At 62.5% G+C, this 19,185-nt stretch carries 14 protein-coding genes and 1 pseudogene; 7 read left to right on the top strand and 8 right to left on the bottom strand.

All coding sequences use genetic code 11. The annotated features are described in order from the left end of the window. Positions 1 to 66: 66 nt before the first annotated feature. Positions 67 to 2,283: an outer membrane protein gene (locus tag ACSQ84_RS21520; protein WP_436213713.1), complete on the bottom strand. Its 2,217-nt coding sequence runs from the start codon at positions 2,281 to 2,283 to the stop codon at positions 67 to 69. Between the two features lie 241 nt (positions 2,284 to 2,524). On the opposite strand from ACSQ84_RS21520, the gene ACSQ84_RS21515 reads away from it, so the two are divergent. Then, positions 2,525 to 3,001, top strand: coding sequence for an Lrp/AsnC family transcriptional regulator (locus ACSQ84_RS21515; RefSeq protein WP_436213712.1), 477 nt, complete (start codon positions 2,525 to 2,527; stop codon positions 2,999 to 3,001). 193 nt (positions 3,002 to 3,194) lie between these two features. Here the strand turns inward: ACSQ84_RS21515 and trpS are convergent, their stop codons facing one another. Together trpS and ACSQ84_RS21505 are read right to left on the bottom strand one after the other, a co-directional pair. Next, complete coding sequence (trpS, locus tag ACSQ84_RS21510) at positions 3,195 to 4,220, bottom strand: tryptophan--tRNA ligase (RefSeq protein WP_436213711.1); 1,026 nt, start codon at positions 4,218 to 4,220, stop codon at positions 3,195 to 3,197. 112 nt (positions 4,221 to 4,332) lie between these two features. Next, entirely contained in the window at positions 4,333 to 4,689 is a 357-nt protein-coding gene (locus ACSQ84_RS21505) for a hypothetical protein (RefSeq protein ID WP_436213710.1), read from the bottom strand. Positions 4,690 to 4,745: 56 nt separating this feature from the next. On the opposite strand from ACSQ84_RS21505, the gene ACSQ84_RS21500 reads away from it, so the two are divergent. Together ACSQ84_RS21500 and ACSQ84_RS21495 are read left to right on the top strand one after the other, a co-directional pair. Next, on the top strand, positions 4,746 to 5,987 hold the full coding sequence (locus ACSQ84_RS21500) for an LLM class flavin-dependent oxidoreductase (RefSeq protein ID WP_436213709.1): 1,242 nt from the start codon (positions 4,746 to 4,748) through the stop codon (positions 5,985 to 5,987). A 147-nt stretch (positions 5,988 to 6,134) separates the two neighbouring features. Next, positions 6,135 to 7,511, top strand: coding sequence for a cytochrome P450 (locus ACSQ84_RS21495; protein WP_436213708.1), 1,377 nt, complete (start codon positions 6,135 to 6,137; stop codon positions 7,509 to 7,511). A gap of 113 nt (positions 7,512 to 7,624) precedes the next feature. On the opposite strand, the gene ACSQ84_RS21490 is transcribed toward ACSQ84_RS21495, so the two are convergent. The 3 genes from ACSQ84_RS21490 to ACSQ84_RS21480 all read right to left on the bottom strand — a co-directional run bounded on the left by ACSQ84_RS21490 (position 7,625) and on the right by ACSQ84_RS21480 (position 10,229). Beyond that, positions 7,625 to 8,128: a cupin domain-containing protein gene (locus ACSQ84_RS21490; protein ID WP_436213707.1), complete on the bottom strand. Its 504-nt coding sequence runs from the start codon at positions 8,126 to 8,128 to the stop codon at positions 7,625 to 7,627. Between the two features lie 70 nt (positions 8,129 to 8,198). Continuing rightward, positions 8,199 to 9,035 carry an SDR family NAD(P)-dependent oxidoreductase gene (locus ACSQ84_RS21485; RefSeq protein ID WP_436213706.1) on the bottom strand — a complete coding sequence of 279 codons (837 nt, stop codon included), beginning with the start codon at positions 9,033 to 9,035 and terminating at the stop codon, positions 8,199 to 8,201. A gap of 30 nt (positions 9,036 to 9,065) precedes the next feature. Then, the gene (locus ACSQ84_RS21480; protein WP_436214080.1) at positions 9,066 to 10,229 is read right to left on the bottom strand and encodes a serine hydrolase domain-containing protein; all 1,164 of its coding nucleotides are present in this window, start codon (positions 10,227 to 10,229) and stop codon (positions 9,066 to 9,068) included. A 276-nt stretch (positions 10,230 to 10,505) separates the two neighbouring features. On the opposite strand from ACSQ84_RS21480, the gene ACSQ84_RS21475 reads away from it, so the two are divergent. The 3 genes and pseudogenes from ACSQ84_RS21475 (at position 10,506) to ACSQ84_RS21465 (ending at position 16,789) form a co-directional block, all read left to right on the top strand. Then, positions 10,506 to 11,483: a sensor histidine kinase gene (locus ACSQ84_RS21475; RefSeq protein WP_436213705.1), complete on the top strand. Its 978-nt coding sequence runs from the start codon at positions 10,506 to 10,508 to the stop codon at positions 11,481 to 11,483. 174 nt (positions 11,484 to 11,657) lie between these two features. Continuing rightward, positions 11,658 to 13,493 (top strand): putative bifunctional diguanylate cyclase/phosphodiesterase, encoded by a 1,836-nt coding sequence (locus tag ACSQ84_RS21470; protein ID WP_436213704.1) that lies wholly within the window; start codon positions 11,658 to 11,660, stop codon positions 13,491 to 13,493. A 195-nt stretch (positions 13,494 to 13,688) separates the two neighbouring features. After that, positions 13,689 to 16,789, top strand: a pseudogene (locus tag ACSQ84_RS21465) (bifunctional diguanylate cyclase/phosphodiesterase). A gap of 15 nt (positions 16,790 to 16,804) precedes the next feature. Here the strand turns inward: ACSQ84_RS21465 and ACSQ84_RS21460 are convergent. Further along, positions 16,805 to 17,884 carry an LLM class flavin-dependent oxidoreductase gene (locus ACSQ84_RS21460; protein WP_436213703.1) on the bottom strand — a complete coding sequence of 360 codons (1,080 nt, stop codon included), beginning with the start codon at positions 17,882 to 17,884 and terminating at the stop codon, positions 16,805 to 16,807. Between the two features lie 169 nt (positions 17,885 to 18,053). On the opposite strand from ACSQ84_RS21460, the gene ACSQ84_RS21455 reads away from it, so the two are divergent. Continuing rightward, complete coding sequence (locus ACSQ84_RS21455) at positions 18,054 to 18,458, top strand: YccF domain-containing protein (protein WP_436213702.1); 405 nt, start codon at positions 18,054 to 18,056, stop codon at positions 18,456 to 18,458. A 217-nt stretch (positions 18,459 to 18,675) separates the two neighbouring features. Here ACSQ84_RS21455 and ACSQ84_RS21450 read toward each other — a convergent pair whose 3' ends face one another. Then, positions 18,676 to 19,149, bottom strand: coding sequence for a universal stress protein (locus ACSQ84_RS21450; protein ID WP_436213701.1), 474 nt, complete (start codon positions 19,147 to 19,149; stop codon positions 18,676 to 18,678). Positions 19,150 to 19,185: the final 36 nt, after the last annotated feature.

The raw sequence follows: 19,185 nt of genomic DNA, 5'->3' as shown, positions 1-19,185 counted from the left end.
CTAACAGGTGAGGGCAGCATGTATCCGCCGCCCGCGCGGCAACGCGCCGCTGCGGGCGGCGAACGATCAGTATCGCGCGACGATCGGCTGAGCCGAATCGAACTTGTAGGAGACACCGGCGCGAACCACGTCGATGGTCTGCCGGCCCCGGCGCTCCGCAAAAGGCACGGCACCCGGCACCGTCGATGTGAACGTCCTGGCGTTCTCATACTTGCCGAAGTCGTAGTGCAGGTATTCGACCCGCCCGACCCAGTTCGGCCCAAACGGCATCCATTCCGCACCGGCGCCGATCACCGCCCCGAAGCGGTCCGAAGGCGAGGTTGCCGTCTCCGTTTGGGTGAGTGCTCCCGGGCCGATTTGGGCGATGATGCGGGATCGCTCCAGCCGCTCCCACGCCAAACCGCCAGTCGTATAGAGCAGGAAATTCTCTGCCGGCAGCCAGCCGAGACGCGCCCGCGCCGTGGCCAGATATTTCACATCGTCCGACAGCGTGATGGTTTGCGTGCCGCCACCAAAGATGTTGATGGTTGGCGTCGAGGTCCCCTTGATATCGCCAAGGCTGAAATCGATCTCCAGGCCGGTCACCACGCGGCCATACTGCCAGTTGTTGCCGGCATGACCGCCCGCGAGCGGGCCGCGTGACTTGATGCCGCCGGTCGGCGTGTCGCCAATAATCTGCTGGTTGAAGTCATTGTCCTTCCAGCCATAGCCGCCATGGGCGCCGAGATAGAAACCGGCCCAGGTCGACGACGGCGCGATAGCGGGCGCTTTGGCATAACGCACCGGCGCCACCGCGGCCGGTTCGCCGAACTTGTAAGACAAGCCTGCGCGCAGAACGTCGATGCCGTGGTTACCGGCCGTCGAGACGGAGCTGACACCGGCGGCGGTCTCGACCGCCGCGCCCTGAACCGTGCCGAAACCGTAATGCAGATATTCGAGCCGGCCGATCCAGTTGCCGCCCGGCAACATCGCCTCGATGCCGGCGCCGGCGACCCAGCCGAAACGGTCGACCGCCGAGGCGCCCACGCTGGTGGTCACGCCCGCTACCGGCGCTGTCGAACGGGTAAACGTTCGATCGAGCCGCTCCCAGCCGAGGCCGGCGGTGCCGTAGAGCAATAAATTGTCGGTCGGCAGCCAACCCAGCCGCGCGCGGATCGAGCCGAGCGCTTCAACCTTGTTGGCCCAAATGGTCGTCACCGTGCCCGGCACCGGCAGGAAGTAATTGACCTGCGTCGAGCCCTTGATGTCGGCGGCGCTGAAGTCGAGTTCGAAACCGGTCACGGTGCGGCCGAATTGCCAGTTGTAACCGGCATGGCCGCCATAAACCCCACCCTTCAGTTTGGGACCGCCGATTTGCACGGGCGGGACTTCGTTTTCATTCTGGGAGAAATTGTTTTCACCCCAGCCATAACCGCCGTGGGCGCCGAGATAGAAACCGGCCCAGCCTGAAGCCGCCGCGACAGCAGGAGCTTTCGCGTACCTCGCTTGAGTAGCGACGCCGGGGTCAGCGAATTTGTAGGATAGCGCCGCGCGCACCGTGTCGATGGTCTGCCGGCCGGCATGGTCGGAGAAAGATCCATTCGGCACGCTCGAGATACGGCTCGCCGTTTGCGCGACGGTGCCGAAATCGTAATGCAGATATTCAAGACGTCCGATCCAGCTCGAACCGAACAACATCGTCTCGACGCCGACGCCCGCGACCCAGCCGAACCGATCGGATGGCGCGTTGCTGAGCGCGGTGACATTGAGCGGCGGGCCGATCGACGTGTTTCGTCCCTCGTCGACGCGCTCCCATGCCGCGCCTGCGGTGCCGTAGAGTAGAAAATTTTCCGTCGGCAGCCAACCCAGCCGGCCCCGCGCGGTCCCGAGATATTTCACGCGATCGAATCGGCTGCTCGAAAGCGTTCCCAGCCCTGGAAATTCCTGCGAGGCGGTCGCCGAACTGCCGCGGATGTCGGCGGCGCTGAAGTCGATTTCGAATCCGGTCACCGCGCGGCCAAATTGCCAGTTGTAGCCGGCCTGGGCGCCATAAAGCCCGCCTTGCGACCTGAAGCCCTGAACGGCCGCGTAGGGCGGCAAAGGGAAGAGCGTCTGGCTGAAATTGTTGTCACCCCAGCCATAACCGCCGTGCACGCCGAGATAGAAACCGGCCCAGCCGGGCGCGACGACCGGCGGCATCGGGGCCGCAGCCGGCAGATCGGCCGCCGACGCGGCGGCGCCCAGCACCATCCATGATGACGTCACGAGAATCGATTTGCGGAGCATCGGGTCTGGGCCTTTCATGGCGACCCCCGATCGACCTCGGGGAACATCGGCACCATACCCGGAGCCCGGTTCCAATCTGTAAAAATTACGGACTTTTTGACCTTTTCCGGTGCACTTGTGGTTTGCATGGTACATTCCGCAAATTATACGGATGTTTGGCCGTCAAGGTCGTACTTTGCCCTTGCGCGCGGTCCGCGATCGGTCAGATTCCGGAAGACTTGCGAACCCCCGAACCCCAGCGACTTTCCGGTGAAGCCTCATGCCCAGAATTGACGACACGGATCGGCAACTGTTGATGCTTCTCCAGGAAGACGATCGGCAACCGCTGGCTGTGCTCAGCGAGAAGACCGGCATTGCCGTCTCGACCATCAACGATCGCATCAAGCGGCTGGTCCGAAGTGGAATGATCTCGGGCTTTCACGCGCGGATCGCACCCGAAGCGCTGGGCCTGAATTTGCTCGCCTTCATCATGGTGAGCTGGAGCAACCCGAAGGTCGAGGCGGAATTTCTGGAACGCGCGAAAGCCTCTGCCGACGTGCTGGAATGCCACCACATCACCGGCGCCTGGAATTATCTCTTGAAGGTTCGCGTCGGCACCACGCGCGATCTCGAACGATTTCTTACCGAAACCATCAAAGCGGTGGACGGTGTGGAGCGCACCGAAACGCTGATTACGCTGTCCACCAAGAAGGAGACCTGGAAGGTCAACCCACCGGCCGGGACGGATCTGTCTTGATGGCAGACGCCGCGCTGAGAACGCGTGTCCTGGAATGTGCGCGCCAGACCGATGTCTGACGAAGGCGTGAGAGAAGATCCCGGCTCGACCGCCACATATGCATCGAGTTTCGTAAAACGAACCTAAGTCGCCCATCGTTATCAGAGGCAGCATAACAATGGTGCGGCGGCTACTCGCACAAAAGCAGCCGATCTCATACCGGTCTGTTTAGCGAAAATAAGCCCAAACCATCGCGCAGTTCATCGAGGGTCGACTGAGTTATTGCGCGCGCTTTGGCCGTGCCGGAACGCAGCACATCGAGCACGTAACCGAGATCATGAGACACGGCGTCGCGACGTTCGCGAATCGGTCTCAGCAGCTCTTGCAATACGTCTTCCAGGCGGCGCTTGACCGTCACGTCGCCAAGCCCTCCGCGCCGATACCGTTCCTTCAATTCATTGACGGCGGCGCGGTCGGTGTCGAACGCATCAAGGTAGGTAAAGACAACATTGCCTTCAACGAGCCCGGGATCGGATGCGCGCAAATGGCTTGGATCTGTGTACATACGATTTACAAAAGCGCTGATCTCGCTCGGCGAGGCTGAAAGCGAAATCGCATTACCCTGCGATTTGCTCATTTTCGCTTTTCCATCGGTGCCAGGAAGCCGTCCCGCTGCAGGAATGAGCGCCTTTGCTTCCACCAATAGCTCACGACCGACCTGCCGATTGATCCGACGAACGATTTCGTTGGTCTGCTCGATCATCGGAGCCTGATCCAATCCCACCGGCACGACGGTTGCCCTGAATGCAGTGATGTCTGCGGCCTGCGCCACCGGATAGCACAGGAAGCCCGCGGGAATATCCCGCTCAAAGCCCCGTATCTGAATTTCATCCTTGATCGTCGGATTGCGCTCCAATCGAGCCACGGAAACAAAATTGAGATAGAGCTGTGCAAGTTCGGCGAGCGCGGGCAGTGCGGATTGCACACAAATCGTCGTTTCCATCGGATCGATGCCGACGGCCAAATAATCAAGGGCCACCTCGATCACATTGCTGCGCACCTTTTCGGGATCGCCGATATTGTCCGTCAAGGCCTGTGCGTCGGCCAGCAAGATGAACTGTTGATGCGTCCGTTGAAGCGCAACCCGATTTCTCAGGGAGCCTGCAAAGTGGCCAAGGTGAAGGGGACCCGTGGTGCGATCCCCGGTGAGGATGATTGGCCGCGCAGTCTCGGCAAGCATAGGGCTTCTCCTGGTTGGAGCCGCCGCGATTTGGAGACTTGTCGGAAGACGACCTTGGCTCACCGAATCACGGCGGCGAAGGTCGTTGAAAATAGTAACGCCATGCCGCTCCTTAAGAGGAGCGCCACCAAAGTGCTTTGAGCGGAATGCATTTGGACGTCATATTGCCGAGCATGCCATTGATGGCTACGTCCGGCAAGACGATACCTGGTCGCGCGTCGACGGCGGGCTCGACGATCAGGACCGTATCGCCGGCGACGAAGGTCAGCGCACCGTCGACGCCAACAGGCGCGATGTCGACGCCAACAGGCGCGACGTCGATCTTAACCGCCTCACCGTAAGGCAATCCCAGCGCCTCGTAGTCCCCTGCGGTGAATGGGCATAATTCCGGGCGACGGCATGTCAGCCAAACCTGCGCGACAACCATGCGCTGGTGGCGGGCTTGGAGGATTGCCTTGCCCTGCCCCACCCCGTAGTTTGCGGCCCAGCATTTCTCAAGAACAATAAATCCGGAGAGAAACCCCCATGACGCGCCTTAAATTTGGTGCCTTTCTCGCCCCGCATCATCCGATCGGCGAGAATCCGCTGCTGCAATTCCGCCGCGACCTCGATTTCGTCGAGCAGATCGACACGCTCGGCTTCGACGAGTTCTGGTGCGGCGAGCACCATTCCTCGGGCTGGGAAATGATCGCCTCGCCTGAAATGTTCCTGGCCGCCGCGGGCGAGCGCACCAAGCGCATCAAGCTCGGCACCGGCGTGGTGTCGCTGCCGTATCACCATCCCTACAATGTCGCACAACGCATGGTGCAACTCGACTGGATGACCGGCGGCCGCGCCATCTTCGGCTCCGGCCCGGGTGCGCTGGCCTCCGACGCGCACACGCTCGGCATCGATCCGATGACGCAGCGCGACCGCCAGGACGAAGCGATTGCGATCATCCGCCGGCTGTTCAAGGGCGAGCGCGTTACCGCCAAGAGCGACTGGTTCACGATGAACGACGCCGCGCTGCAATTGCTGCCGCTGCAGGAAGACATGCCGTTCGTGGTGGCGTCGCAGATTTCGCCCTCGGGCATGACGCTGGCAGGCAAATACGGCATCGGCATCATTTCGCTGGGGTCGATGTCGACGCAGGGCCTGATGGCGCTGCCGACGCAATGGGGTTTTGCGGAAGACGCCGCGAAGAAGGCCGGCACCACAGTGAGCCGGAGCGACTGGCGAGTGCTGCTCTCCTGGCACATCGCGGAAACCCGCGAACAGGCCTATCGCGAGGCCGGCGCCGGGCTGATGAAGTGGCACAACGAATATAATGTCGGCACGCTGCAGCGGCCGGGCCTCGAGCCGTTCACCTCGCCCGAAGATGCGCTCGAAAAGACCGCGGGCGGCGAGGCCGCCGCCTCCACCATCGGCACGCCCGACGACCTGATCAAGACCATCAAGAATCTGATGGCGGTTTCCGGCGGCGTCGGAACCATCGTCGGTTTCGTGCACGACTGGGCCAATCCGGAAAATACCCGCCGCAGCTGGGACATGGTGGCGCGCTATGTGATCCCGGAGATCAACGGCTATGTCAAAGGACTGCGCGAGTCGCAGAAATTCCTGGTCGAAAACCGCGCGGTGTTCGAGCGCGCAGGGCAAGCCGTGATGGCCAAGATCATGGAAAACGAAAAGGCCGCCGCGGCCCTCGCGGTCACCGGCCCCGGGCGGGTCGCGATCCCCACCATCAACGCGCCGGACCTGCAGCAGGAAGCCGCCAAGCGCAAGGCGTGAGGCGTAAGGCGAGCCGTGCGGCGCGGATGCTGTCCGCGCCGCCGCCTCAAGCGCCCGAACCGATATCGGGCGCTTCATTTCCGAATTTTCTACTCCGCGTAACTGCGATCCCATATACTGGGCCAGAGCCGAACCGGAGCACTCGCCATGTCGATGCAGCATGTGGCTTCCCCCGCGATCACCCTCACGCCGCCGAAACGTAGTTCACTCAGGCACATACCGGGCGACGAAGGCTGGCCGCTGATCGGCAAGACGCTTGAGGTGCTCGCCGACCCCAAGGGGCAGGTCGAGCGGATGCATGCCAGATATGGCCCGGTCTATCGCAGCCATGTGTTCGGCGAGACCAGCATCAATTTGCTCGGACCCGAGGCCAACGAACTGTTGCTGTTCGACCAGGCCAAGCAATTTTCTTCGACCCACGGCTGGGGCATGATCCTCGGCCGGCTGTTCCCGCGCGGCCTGATGCTGCTCGATTTCGAGGAGCATCGTTTGCACCGGCGCGCGCTGTCGGTCGCCTTCAAATCCGGTCCGATGAAATCCTACCTCACCGATCTCGACCGCGGCATTGCCGCGCGCGTCCAGCAGTGGAAGGCGCAACCCGGCGAGATGCTGGTCTATCCCGCGATGAAGCAGCTCACGCTCGATCTGGCGGCAACATCGTTTCTCGGCGCCGACATCGGTCCGGAGGTGGACGAGATCACGCGCGCCTTCGTCGACATGGTGGCGGCCGCCGTGGCACCGATCCGATACCCGCTGCCGTTCACGCAGATGGGCCGTGGCGTCGCGGGGCGCAAGCGGATCGTTGCCTACTTCTCCGAGCAAATTCCGATCCGCCGCGCGCGGGGCGGCGGCGACGATTTGTTCTCGCAGCTTTGCCAGGCCACCCATGAGGACGGCGCGCTGCTGTCGACGCAGGACGTCATCGACCATATGAGTTTCCTGATGATGGCGGCGCATGACACGCTGACATCGTCGTTAACCTCCTTCGTCGGCGAGCTTGCCGCGCATCCGGAATGGCAGGCGCGGCTGCGCGAAGAAGTCAAAGGGCTTGGCATCGAAGCCAACGATCCCTCCAGCATCGACAATCTCGAAAAAATGCCGCTGTCGGAAATGGCGTTCAAGGAGGCGTTGCGGCTGAAGCCGCCGGTGCCCTCGATGCCGCGCCGCGCGGTGCGCGATTTCACCTTCAAGGGCTATGCGATCCCGGCCGGCACCCTGGTCGGCGTCAATCCGCTGTTCACGCACCACATGGCCGAGATCTGGCCCGATCCGGATAAATTCGATCCGATGCGTTTTACCGACGAGGCGCAGCGCAACCGCCATCGCTTTGCCTGGGTGCCGTTCGGCGGCGGCGCGCATATGTGCCTCGGGCTGCATTTTGCCTACATGCAGGCGAAATGTTTTTCGCGGCATTTCCTGCAGAATCTCAGCGTCTCGCTGGAGCCCGGCTACAAGCCGGACTGGCAGATGTGGCCGATCCCGAAACCGCGGGACGGATTGAAGGTCGTGCTGAAGGCGGTCTAACCAACCGCGTAGGTGGGCAAAGCGAAGCGTGCCCACCAATTTTCCAGGCGACTTGTCGGAAAGATGGTGGGCACGGCGCGAAGTGCGCCTTTGCCCACCCTACGGTTCTGCCGCTAATCCACGAACGTGGTGAGCTGCGCGCCCTCATCGGCCACGAATACCGCTATCAATTCCGCGGGCTCGGTGTTGCTGGCATTGGCCGAGATCAGGTGCACGGCACCTGGCGGCTCGAAGAACGATTGCCCCACCTTGAACGTCTCGACCGCGCCGCCCGCGAGCTGCGAGCGGATTTCACCCTTGGTGACATAGGCGGTGACGGAGCCGCCGTGCCGGTGCGCGCGGGTAAACCCGCCGGGACCGTAGAATACGCGTACGATCGTCACCCGCTTGCCCGGCACGTTCGGCAGCGCATAGGAGCCGATCGGCTCGACGGTATCGAGCGTCGAGCCCGAAGGCGCGCTGGTCGCGCATAACGGCTCGATGATCGCCGCGATCGCGTCCATCGTGGACGGCAGCGTCTTGCCGATCACGAGGGCGCAGGCGAGGCCGGCGATCATGGCGAGATAAAACGGACGACCTTGCGGGCTAGCGGGTAACAAGCCAAGTGTTGCGGACATTCTTGTCTCTCCTTCCCAGTCTATCTGACGAATTGCGAGCCATCCGGTCTCGCAATGACGGTCGAGTTACCTATCCCTGATCGAACGCCTTGCGCAGCGCGACATAACCCTGCTGCTGCTGGGTCCAGTTGCGGCCGCCGGTGATCGCGCCGTCGACGACGAGGTCGTGGCCGTTGATGAAGGAGGATTCGTCACTGGCGAGGAACACCGCGGAGTGCGCGATGTCCTCGGGGAGGCCGGCACGCGGGATCGGCTGCGCGGTCTTGTAGACCTCTCGCATCACACTCGGGGTCTTTTCGGCGGCTTCCACCGAGAGGCCCAGCGCCTTGCCGAAGATGCCGGTCGCGATCGCGCCCGGCGAGATCGAGTTGACGCGGATGTTGGATTCGCCGAGCTCCATCGCCGTGCATTTGGTGAGATGGATGACGGCGGCCTTGGCCGCACCGTAGACCATCGACGACGAGAAGCCGGCCAGCCTGCCTGCGATACTGCCATTGTTGATGATGCTGCCGGAGCCCTGTTTGCGCATCTGGGGCGCTGCGTGCTTCATGCCGAGCATCACGCTGCGCACCAGCGTCGCCATGGCCGCATCGAAGCGATCGACCTCGAGGCCTTCAATGCCGCCGGTCTGGGCCGGGCCGCCGGCGTTGTTGAACAGACAGTCGATCCTGCCGAATTTCTCAACCGAAAGCGCGATCAGCGCTTTCATCTGCTCCTCGACCGTGACATCGGTCTGGCGAAAGATGCAGGCAGCGCCGAGCTTTTTGGCCAGCGCCTCGCCCTCCGGCGCGCGGCGCCCGGCGATGACGACCTTCGCGCCTTCTGCGACGAAAATCTCCGCGGTATGCAGCCCTATGCCGCTGGTCGCGCCTGTGATCACCGCGACCTTGCCGTTCAGCCGTCCCATTTCATGATCCCCTTTGAAACCTGTTGAAGCCTAGTTGATGATCGCGGACTGGACCATGGTCCGGAATTGATTGCGCAGCATGACGCGGACGCCGTCGTCGACCTGCACCATGTAGATCGCGATCAACTGCTCCTTGGGATCGATCCAGAACAGCGTGCCGGCGTTGCCGGCCCAGCCATATTCGCCGAGCGAGCCCGGCAAGCCGGCATCCCCGACGCTGGTACGGACCTCGAAGCCAAGGCCAAAACCCAGCCCCGGCGGCCGGCCCGGCCGTGCCAAAGTATGATCCGCCGTCATGAACTCGATAGTCTTGTTGCCGAGCAGGCGCTTGCCGGCGAATTCGCCGCTATCGGCGAGCATGATCGCAAACCGAAGGTAGTCGTCGATCGTGCTGGCGAGGCCGGCGCCGCCAGATTCGAAACGGGGCTTTTGCGCCACGTCGAAGCGCGGCGTCATCGGCGGCGCTTCCGGCATTTGCCAGGGCTGCGCGGCGCGATTGAGCTTGTCGGCCGGCACGGAGAAGCCCGTGTCGGTCATGCCGAGCGGCGTCAGAACGCGCTCGTTCAGGAATTCGCCCAGCGTCTTGCCCGAGACGACTTCGACCACGCGCCCCAGCACGTCGGTCGACACGCCATATTCCCAGCGCTCGCCCGGCGAGAATCGCAGCGGCAGCTTCGACAGCTTCGCGACCAGTTCTTCATTGCTGGTATCACGGTTGCCGATCCTGGCCTCGACATAGGCCGCATTGATCAGCGATTTGCCGCGCGTGCCGTAGATCAGCCCGGAGGTGTGCCGCAACAGGTCCTGCACCGTCATCTCGCGGGCGGGGTCGGTCAATTGCAGCGTCGGTTTGCCGTCCTCGATGGTCTCTTTGCCCACCTTCATGCGGCCCATTTCCGGCAGATATTTCGAGACGGGATCGCTGACCTGCATCTTTCCCTCCTCGACCAGCATCATGGCCGCCACCGAGACGATCGGCTTGGTCATGGAATAGATGCGGAAGATCGAGTCCGGCCGCATCGGGTCCTTTGCCGCGCGGTCGCGGAAGCCCATGGTCTTGTGCCAGGCGATCTTGCCGCGCCGCGCCACCAGCATCACGGCGCCCGGCACCAGCCCGGTTTCGACGTATTTCTGGGTCACCGCCTCGATGCGCGCGAGCTGGCTGGAGGAAAGGCCGACCTCTTCGGGCGTCATAGCCACGGGGAGCACCGGGTCCGCCCAGCTGCTGGCCGTGGCTGCAAGGACCAAGAGAGCTGATGCGCCTAACGCGTGAATGAGACGGTTCATCCAATCCTCCCGTTTTTGTTGACGGCAATATTCCCGCCCTCCGGGAACAACGCAAGCGAGCTGATCGCGCGCAGATCAGCACGGCAGGACCGACTGGTCGTCGCCGACGACCACGAAATCCCCCGATTTCCGGTATGCTCGGCCTTATTTTGGATTCGCTGATCACGTGAAGTGACATCACCGATGACGAAATTGATCGACGAGTTCAGGCGCGGCTGGCAGGGGATTTCCCAGCCCTCACCGCCATTCAGCGCCGGCTTTGCGGTCTGTTGCCTGGTTTTGGCGACCCTGGCGCGGTGGGGATTGGCCCAGATCCGCCCGGACGTGTTCTTCACGCCGTATTTTCCGGCGGTGTTCTTTGCCACCGCCCTCGGCGGTTACCGGATCGGGACCGCAACGGCGCTGGCCGGCGGCGCGCTTGGCGTCGCCATCGATTTCGGCGGCACCGCGGCCGATTCCGCGCGCCTGGCGCTGCTGCTGATTTTCTGGGCCGCCTGCGGCCTCACGATATGGGGCGTCGAGCACTACCGGACGATCGTCGTGCAACAACGGCAGATCGCCAGACGCCTGATCGAAGAGGAAGAATATCGCAAACTGATCGTCGACGAACTGCAACACCGGCTGAAGAACAAGACATCGACGATTCACGCGGTTCTGCACCAGGTCTTGCATGAAGAACCGCAGGCCTGGAACAGCATCGATCACCGGATCCGCGCGCTGTCGGCGACCGACGATCTGATCGCACGGGTCGATGGCAGCGGTTGCGATATCAAGGATTTGCTGCGCTCCGAACTTGGACCTTACGGCCATGTCCGGTTCAACCTGAACGGCGATCCGCTGTTTCTCCCGGCCAAGCTGGCGGTCAGCCTGGCGCTGATCTTCCACGAATTGGCCACCAATGCCGGGAAATACGGCGCGTTTTCCGCCGCGAACGGCATGTTGCAGGTGTCCTGGTCGGTGTCGGACGACAATCTCAACTTAGCTTGGCTCAAGATCACTTGGGACGAAACCGAAGGGCCCGCGGTTGAAAATGTCGGAGCCCCCGGCTTCGGGACCAAGCTGTTGCAATCGGCACTGCGCTCGTTCGACGGCACGACCGAAGTCAGTTTCCTGAAGACCGGCGTTCATTGCACGATGCAATGCCGTATCCCCGCCAGTTGAACGCGGGTACGCCATCCAAGCGCGCAAATCGCAATTGCCCGCGGCCGGAATTGACAATCTGTTAATGACGATTGCGGCCGTGCGGACCGAACGTGTCGACTTGTAGGAGTGTCACGGCTTTTCGCAGTTCCACTTAACCAAAACTACAAGAGACTTTGGCAAGCTTCGGCGGCCATGCACAGTCCCCATAAACATGACCTTCAGCCCGCCGCGATCGAGGCCGGTAACGAGGGCGCTTTTGATAACGAATTGAACATTCTGCGGGATGTCCTCAGATTGCTCCCGAGCGGCGTGACGGTTCAGGACGAGCAGGGCGAGTTCCTGCTGATGAACGAGGCGGCCGCGGCGTTACTTCAGATGGCCGCGGCAGCGCCTGCGCCCTCGCAATTGAGCGATCGCCAGGAGACCTGCCTCGAACTGCTCCGCGGCGGCCGCGCGGCCACGCTGGAAGAGGCCGTGACCTCCGGTCCGTCGAGGCAGGTATTTCTCACCTCACACCGGCCGATCCAGATCGCCGGACGCAATTTGCTGCTCTCGAGTTCGACCGACATTACCGAACAAAAGGCGTTCGAGGATGCGCTGTTCCGCTCGGCCTATTTCGACGAACTAACGGGCTTGCCGACGCGGCGGGTGATCGAACACCGCGTCAACACGCTGCTGGCGCGCGACGGTGTCCAACATCAAATGCAAGATCAGGTGCGAGCCAATTTGCAAGGCAAATTCCAAGGCAAATTCCAAGGCCATTTCGCGCTGGCGTTTCTCGATATCGATAATTTCAAGCACATCAACGACTATTATGGCCACGCGATCGGCGACGCCTTGCTGGTCGAAATGGCCAAGCGGCTGGGCATGGATTTGCGCGAATCCGACGTCCTGTCGCGGATCAGCGGCGACGAATTCATTCTGCTGCTCGATCCGATCCAGAGCGAAAGCGAAGTCGCCGAGTACATCCATTTCATCCTGCAACGGCTGAAGGCGCCGTTCTTCATCGACGATTCGGAGATATTCGCCTCGACCTCGATCGGCGTCAGCCTTTATCCGGAGCACGGCAAGACCTACGACGCGCTGCGCCAGAATGCCGACATCGCGATGTACCGCGTCAAGAACGGCAGCAAGGGCGGCGCAGCGTTCTTCGACTCCAGCATGGAGCGCGAGGCGCTGGCGCGGATGAAGATCGAACAATCGCTGCGGCTGGCCATCCTGGAAAAGCGCTTCTGCTGCGCATTCCAGACCAAGGTCGATATCCGCACCAAGGTCGTTATGGGCATCGAAGCGCTGGTGCGGCTCAAGGACGATGAGGGCGTGATTCAGGCCCCCGGCACCTTCATCAACCTCGCCGTCGAACTGGGGTTGATCGACGAACTGACCCATCTGGTGCTGGCGGAGATCGTCAAATCGATCGACTTGATCAACGAGACCTTCGGCGCCGATACCACGATCAGCATCAACGTCGCGGCCAAACAGGCCGGCAATCCCGAGTTCATGTTGCCATTCGCGCAGGCGCTGGAAGCGACCGGATTTGCGCAGCGCTTCATGATCGAGGTGACCGAGGACGCCTTCGTCACCAAGACCCATTTCCAGGATGAAATCCTGCCGATCTTCCGCAAGCTCGGCGTCGGCATCTCGATCGATGATTTCGGCATTGGCTATTCGTCGCTGTCGGCGCTGGCCGACATCACCGCCGACGAAATCAAGATCGATCGCTCCTTCATCACCGACATCCATCTACGACCGCGCAGCCAGGGCATCTTGCGGGCGATCGAATCGCTCAGCGAAGCGCTCGGCATGACGGTGATCGCCGAAGGCCTCGAAACCTTCGAGGAACTGGCCTATCTGCAGGCCGCGACCAAGATCCGTTACGCGCAGGGCTATTATTTCTCCAGGCCGATTTTCCTGGAGGACCTCAGGCCGGCGGCACCGCTCGCCAGCGAAGCGCGCGCCAGCCTGTCGAGCCGCCCGACCCAGGAAACCCGCCCGGCCTTTTCCCGCGCCAGCGGCTATCGCCGCTGAGGCAGCCTGCGCAGCGTCCGGGCATCGCCAGACCCCGGATGTTGCAGAAATAACAAGGCACCACCTTGTACTGCGCGTGGCGCAGTACCGCGTCAAAATGACGGCTCAGAGGGCCGATTAAGCCTTAGGTAACCGGATTTCCTAACGGCTTATGGCATGGGCGCATCGTATGAATATTCCCGGGGAGAAGGGGGAATGCGCGTTCTGTTTCACGGTCTGGAGGGCATCGTCTCCCGAGCCGCGGCGGCCAGCCGGCGTCTCGGCGCGACGATCCGTGGCCCGGTATTGTGGCTGACCGTTTGCGGGGCGCTGCTGGTTGCGGCCATTTTCGCCGGCACGATAATGATGGTGGCGGAATTCCGCGAGCGCGCGCTGGCCAACAGCGAGCGCGAGCTGGAAAACACCGTCCTGCTGCTGACCCGTCACTTCGACCAGCAATTCGAGGATTCCGACACCATCGCGAACGACGTGATCTCCCGGCTGCGCGTTTCCGGCGCTGCTTCGCCTGAAGCGTTCCGGGAGTGGATTTCAAGCCCGGAAGCCCATGAAATCCTGAGATCCAAGGCCGGGGTCCTGTCCTATCTCGGCGACATTTCCATCTATGGTCCGAATGGAGAGATGATCAGTTGGTCGCGACCATTGCCGGCGCCGACCCTCAACATCTCCGAGCGTGCCTACTTCAAGGCCTTCAAATTCGATGCCCACTCGCCTGCTGTCCGAACCGAGGCGGTCCGCAGCCTGCTTGGCAATAATCTGAACACCGTCATCGCGCATCGGCTGAACGGGGAGAACGGCGTGTTCCTCGGCGTCATGACGCGGCGCATCAACCCGTCCAATTACGAAAAATTCTTTGCTTCCGTCGCGATCGGCGGGGATGCCGCCATTTCGATGTTTCACGCCGACGGCACCTTGCTGGCGCGTTACCCGCACGTCGAGCAGCTGGTCGGACAAAACTTCAAAACGGCGCCGCTGCTGCAGCGTGTCCTGACGCATGGCGGTCAGCAGACGCTGCGCGTCAAGAGCCCGATCGACGGCCGGGACCGGCTCGGGTCCGCAGCCCAGTTGAGCCGCTTCCCGATCGTCGTCGTCGCAACCAACTCGATCACCGCCGCGCTGGCCGATTGGCGCGCCCAAACCAGGTTCCTGGTCAGCACCGCCATCTTGTCGGCATCGACGATCGCGCTGATCCTGTTCTTCATCATCCGGCAGATAACCCGGCAAAGCACAGAGGCCCAGCAGCGGCTGGAATCGGAACGGCACCGGCTCGACACCGCACTCAACAACATGATCCAGGGCCTGGTAATGTACGACGCGTCCGCGCGCATCGTCACCGTCAACCAGCGCTACATCGACATGTTCACCCTGTCGCCGGACATCGCGAAGCCCGGTTGCCATTTCCACGACCTGATCCAGCACCGCAAGGACCGGGGGGCCTTCGGTGGTGACGTCAAGGAATTCTGTTCCGGCGTCCTGGCGAATATCGCACAGGGCCACGTCGACCACAGCATGATGTTGTGCCCGGACGGGCGGACCTTTCTGGCCATCAGCCGGCCACTGCCGCATGGCTGCTGGATCGCCACGATCGAAGACATCACGGAGCGTCGCAAGCTCGAGCAGGAACGCGACCGCAACCATGCCTTCCTGAGCCAGATCATCGATCACATCCCCTCGCAGATCACCGTGAAGGGGGCCCATGACCGCCGCTGGCCAACCGCGTGGCCGAGACTCAATTCGGCATTTCCCGCGAGAACATCATCGGCAAAACCGCCTTCGACGTGTTTCCGCAAGCGTCCGCCGAGATCGTCACGGCCGACGACGACAAGGCGCTGCAATCCGCCGACGGCCTGTTCAAGGACGAGCATCTCTGGGAAACCCAGGCGATGGGTCGGCGCTGCATCACCTCCAGGCGGCTCGGAATTCGCAATCAGGCCGGCGAGCCCAGCTACATCGTCCATGTCGTCGAGGATGTTACCGAGCGCCGCCGTGCCGATGAAAAGATCGCCCATCTCGCGCATTACGACGCGCTGACCGACCTGCCGAACCGGGTGCTGTTCCGCGAGCAGATCGAGCGTGAGCTGCAGAAGGCCGCCAGCGGCGAACAATTCGCCTTGCTCTATATCGATATCGACGAATTCAAGGGCATCAACGACTCGCTCGGCCATCATGTCGGCGACGAGCTGTTGAAAGCCGTCGCTTCCCGTATCAAGGACTGTATCAAGCCGACCGACCTCATTGCGCGGCTCGGCGGCGACGAGTTTGCAGTGATCCAGACCGCGGCCGGCGACCACGACGACGTCGTCGAATTCGTGACGCGTGTCCACGAGGCAATCCGGCAGCCGCATCAATGCCTCGGCCATCAACTCTCGACCGACGCCAGCATCGGCATCGCGCTCGCGCCGCAGGACGGCACCGATCTCGATCAACTGATCAAGAACGCCGATCTGGCGATGTACGGCGCCAAGGCCGAAGGCCGCCGCACCCATCGTTTCTTCGAGCCGGTGATGGATGCCCGCGCCAAGGCGCGGCTGACCATGGAACAGGACCTGCGGCAGGCGATGGTCGATGGCGGTTTCGAAATCCACTATCAACCCGTGCTCGATCTCGGCAGCAACGAGGTGGCCGGCTGCGAGGCGCTGCTGCGCTGGCGCCATCCCGAGCGCGGCATGGTCTCGCCGGCGGAATTCATCCCGCTGGCGGAAGAGATCGGCCTGATCAACGAGCTCGGTGATTGGGTGCTACAGACGGCGTGCATCGAGGCCGCGAGCTGGCCGGTTCACATCCGGCTTGCCGTCAACGTCTCACCGGTCCAGTTGAAGTCCCCGACGCTCGCACTCCGGATCATGGGCGCACTCGTCATCTCCCGCCTGCCGCCGGACCGGCTGGAGATCGAAATCACCGAGGCGGTCCTGATCCATGACGACGAGACCGCGCTGGAGATCCTGCACCAGCTCCGCGCCATCGGCGTCCGCATCGCACTCGACGATTTCGGCACCGGGTTCTCCTCATTGAGCTATCTGAAGCGCTTCCCGTTCGACAAGATCAAGATCGACCGCTGCTTCGTCAGCGACATCGAGGTCGATGGTTCGGCGACGATCGTTCAGGCGGTGGTGAACATTGCGACGTCGCGCAACATGATCACGACCGCTGAAGGCGTCGAAACCGAACAGCAGAAAGCCCTGCTGAAAAAGCTCGGCTGCACCCAGATGCAGGGCTATCTGTTCAGCAAGCCGCGGCCCGCTGCCGAGCTGCGGCCGTTGCTCGGCATCATCGACGAAACGAAGCTGGCTTCGGCTTGAGGTCGTGGACGCGGCCTACGCCGTCCAGCGGCCCCGATTGTTCTCGGCGAGGATGGGGCGGACCAGCCGCCCGAAACGCTCGGCCTCCTCGTCGTGCAGGTAACCGGACAGGCAGAACGAATGACAGCCGGCATCGATGAACTGCTGCAGCGTATCGGCGCATTGCTCGGGGTTGCCGACCACCGCGATGCCGGCGCCGGGGCGAACCTTCGTGATGCCGGTCCATAGATGCGGCATCAGAAGGTCGCCATGTTCGCGGGCGAGCTGCTGCACGCGCTGGTTCGCTTCCGATTTGTTGTAGAGCGTTTTCATCTCCTGCTTCTGCCGTTCGGTGGCGTGGCGCACCAGCTGATCCGCGGCCTCCCATGCATCCGCCTCGTTTTCGCGACAAATCACCTGCAGCCGCATGCCGAAGCCAATGTCGCTCTCGCGGCCATGGGCGCGGGCCATCTGCCTGATCTCGGCGATATTGCTGGCGATCCGTTCCGGCAGGTCGCCCCAGAACAGATGCACGTCGGAATGTTTCGCCGACAGCTCCCAGGCCTGGCGCGAGCCGCCGCCGAGATAGAATTTTGGAAACGGCTGTTGCAGCGGACGCGGCCTGACATGCGCGCCCGACAGTTTGTGGAACTTGCCTTCGAAAGTCACGGGGCCGCGCGTGGTCCATAGCGCTTTGAGGATCGAGACCTCCTCCTCCATCAGCGCGTAGCGCTCCTCCTTGGCGTAACGCACGCCCTCGCCTTCGACCTCGCTCTCGTTCTGGCCCGCGATCAGGTTGATGCAGATGCGCCCGCCCGACATCTGGTCGAAGGTCGAGATCATTTTTGCGAGCAACACCGGGTTGATATAGCCGGGCCGTGCCGCAATCAGCGGCCTGATCGTCGACGAGCGCGCCGCCATGAAGGCGCCGGTGATCCACGCCTCCCAACACACCGCGCCCACCGGGATCAGCAGATATTCGAAGCCGGCCGCTTCCGCCGCCTGCACCACGCGATCGCAAAGCTCGGGCGAGCCCGGGATCTGCGCCTCCATCAACCCATAGGCCGTGGTGTCGCCATGCGTGGGCAGATACCAGCCGAATTCGAGCGGACGCATCGACACTTCTCCCTGAAGAAGAGGCCGGCTTATCCGGCTCGTGTTGCGCGGCAGTCTAGCGTCCAAAGCACACACCGCAAATCGGGTTCCGAACGCATCGTGATCCAAATCAATTCAGCTGATGGCTTTTTTGATACCAATGACGTTCCCGGCACGGTAGAAATGGGCCATGTCTCCGGTCTCGTTGCTTCTGAATATTCTCTGGGTCGTGCTTGGCGGCGCGTGGATGGCGTTTGGCTGGCTGGTGGCCGCAATCATCATGGCCATCACCATCATCGGCCTGCCCTGGGCACGGGCGGCGTTCAATATCGCGGCCTACACACTGTTCCCGTTTGGGTTCAGGGCGGTGTCGCGCGACCTCTATACCGGCGAGGAGGATATCGGCACCGGACCGCTCGGCGTCGTCGGCAACATCATCTGGCTGGTGCTGGCGGGATGGTGGCTGGCGCTCGGACATGTCGTCACGGCGGTCGTGCTGGCCGTGACCATCATCGGCATTCCCTTTGCCTGGGCCCATCTCAAGCTGGCCGGCATCGCGCTATGGCCGATCGGCAAGATCATCGTGCCGGCGTAGCGATCTCGTCTCCGCGACGCAGCGCCAGCGGCGGTCACGCGTGTCTTCGAGGCGTTATGGGCGGTCCGCCGGAGAAAGGTCCGCGATACATAATCGCGAAAACAACCCCATGCTAAGTTAGGCTAGACCCGGGCCGCAGCCCGCGTGCTGCCTCCTTCCGGGACACGAGAACAAGTGCTCCCGCGCCACGGTCCAACCTGATCTCATCCCGCTCCGGCTAGGCAGCCGTCTCGGCCGGCGGCTTCAGCCGCTCGAATTCATCGTCGCCGATCTCGGTCTGGGCGACCAGCACGCTGCAGCGCAGCCGCTTGACCAGATAGCTGCCGACGGAACCGAACCAGCGCGCCAGCGGCCCTTGCGGGCGATGCCCGACAACCACGAGATGCGCGCCGATTTCCTCGGCCACTTCCGCGATCTTTTGCCCGGCATCTCCCACCTCGAGCCGCGAGGTCGGCGTAAAGCCCACTGCTTTCAGCCGCTCCGTGCCCTCGGCCAGGATCGCCTTGTAGTCCTCGGTTTGCAGTTCGATCGGAATGGTAAGGCCGGCCTCCGGCGTCATGATCGAGGAAACCTCGACAACCGCCAGCAGGAAGACCTCGGCACGGCACATTTGCGCGAGCTTGGCGCCCTCCCGCAGGGCGCGCCGGCCCTCGACGGAGCCGTCATAGGCTAGAAGAACCTTCTTATACATCGGAGTCCCCCTCGATGGTTGAGAAGATCAGCAAGC

Source organism: Bradyrhizobium sp. LjRoot220 (assembly GCF_964252915.1).
Lineage (GTDB): Bacteria > Pseudomonadota > Alphaproteobacteria > Rhizobiales > Xanthobacteraceae > Bradyrhizobium.
The sequence above is the reverse complement of the archived record's forward strand: the minus strand, read 5'-3'. Positions and strand labels throughout refer to the sequence as shown.

What these genes read in the sequence shown, in the direction of transcription:
- ACSQ84_RS21450 (WP_436213701.1), bottom strand. Translation starts at nt 19,149, where the DNA reads ATGTATAAGAAGGTTCTTCTAGCCTATGACGGCTCCGTCGAGGGCCGG.
- ACSQ84_RS21455 (WP_436213702.1), top strand. Translation starts at nt 18,054, where the DNA reads ATGTCTCCGGTCTCGTTGCTTCTGAATATTCTCTGGGTCGTGCTTGGC.
- ACSQ84_RS21460 (WP_436213703.1), bottom strand. Translation starts at nt 17,884, where the DNA reads ATGCGTCCGCTCGAATTCGGCTGGTATCTGCCCACGCATGGCGACACC.
- trpS (WP_436213711.1), bottom strand. Translation starts at nt 4,220, where the DNA reads ATGCTTGCCGAGACTGCGCGGCCAATCATCCTCACCGGGGATCGCACC.
- ACSQ84_RS21485 (WP_436213706.1), bottom strand. Translation starts at nt 9,035, where the DNA reads ATGGGACGGCTGAACGGCAAGGTCGCGGTGATCACAGGCGCGACCAGC.
- ACSQ84_RS21480 (WP_436214080.1), bottom strand. Translation starts at nt 10,229, where the DNA reads ATGACGCCCGAAGAGGTCGGCCTTTCCTCCAGCCAGCTCGCGCGCATC.
- ACSQ84_RS21490 (WP_436213707.1), bottom strand. Translation starts at nt 8,128, where the DNA reads ATGTCCGCAACACTTGGCTTGTTACCCGCTAGCCCGCAAGGTCGTCCG.
- ACSQ84_RS21515 (WP_436213712.1), top strand. Translation starts at nt 2,525, where the DNA reads ATGCCCAGAATTGACGACACGGATCGGCAACTGTTGATGCTTCTCCAG.
- ACSQ84_RS21500 (WP_436213709.1), top strand. Translation starts at nt 4,746, where the DNA reads ATGACGCGCCTTAAATTTGGTGCCTTTCTCGCCCCGCATCATCCGATC.
- ACSQ84_RS21520 (WP_436213713.1), bottom strand. Translation starts at nt 2,283, where the DNA reads ATGAAAGGCCCAGACCCGATGCTCCGCAAATCGATTCTCGTGACGTCA.
- ACSQ84_RS21470 (WP_436213704.1), top strand. Translation starts at nt 11,658, where the DNA reads ATGCACAGTCCCCATAAACATGACCTTCAGCCCGCCGCGATCGAGGCC.
- ACSQ84_RS21495 (WP_436213708.1), top strand. Translation starts at nt 6,135, where the DNA reads ATGTCGATGCAGCATGTGGCTTCCCCCGCGATCACCCTCACGCCGCCG.
- ACSQ84_RS21475 (WP_436213705.1), top strand. Translation starts at nt 10,506, where the DNA reads ATGACGAAATTGATCGACGAGTTCAGGCGCGGCTGGCAGGGGATTTCC.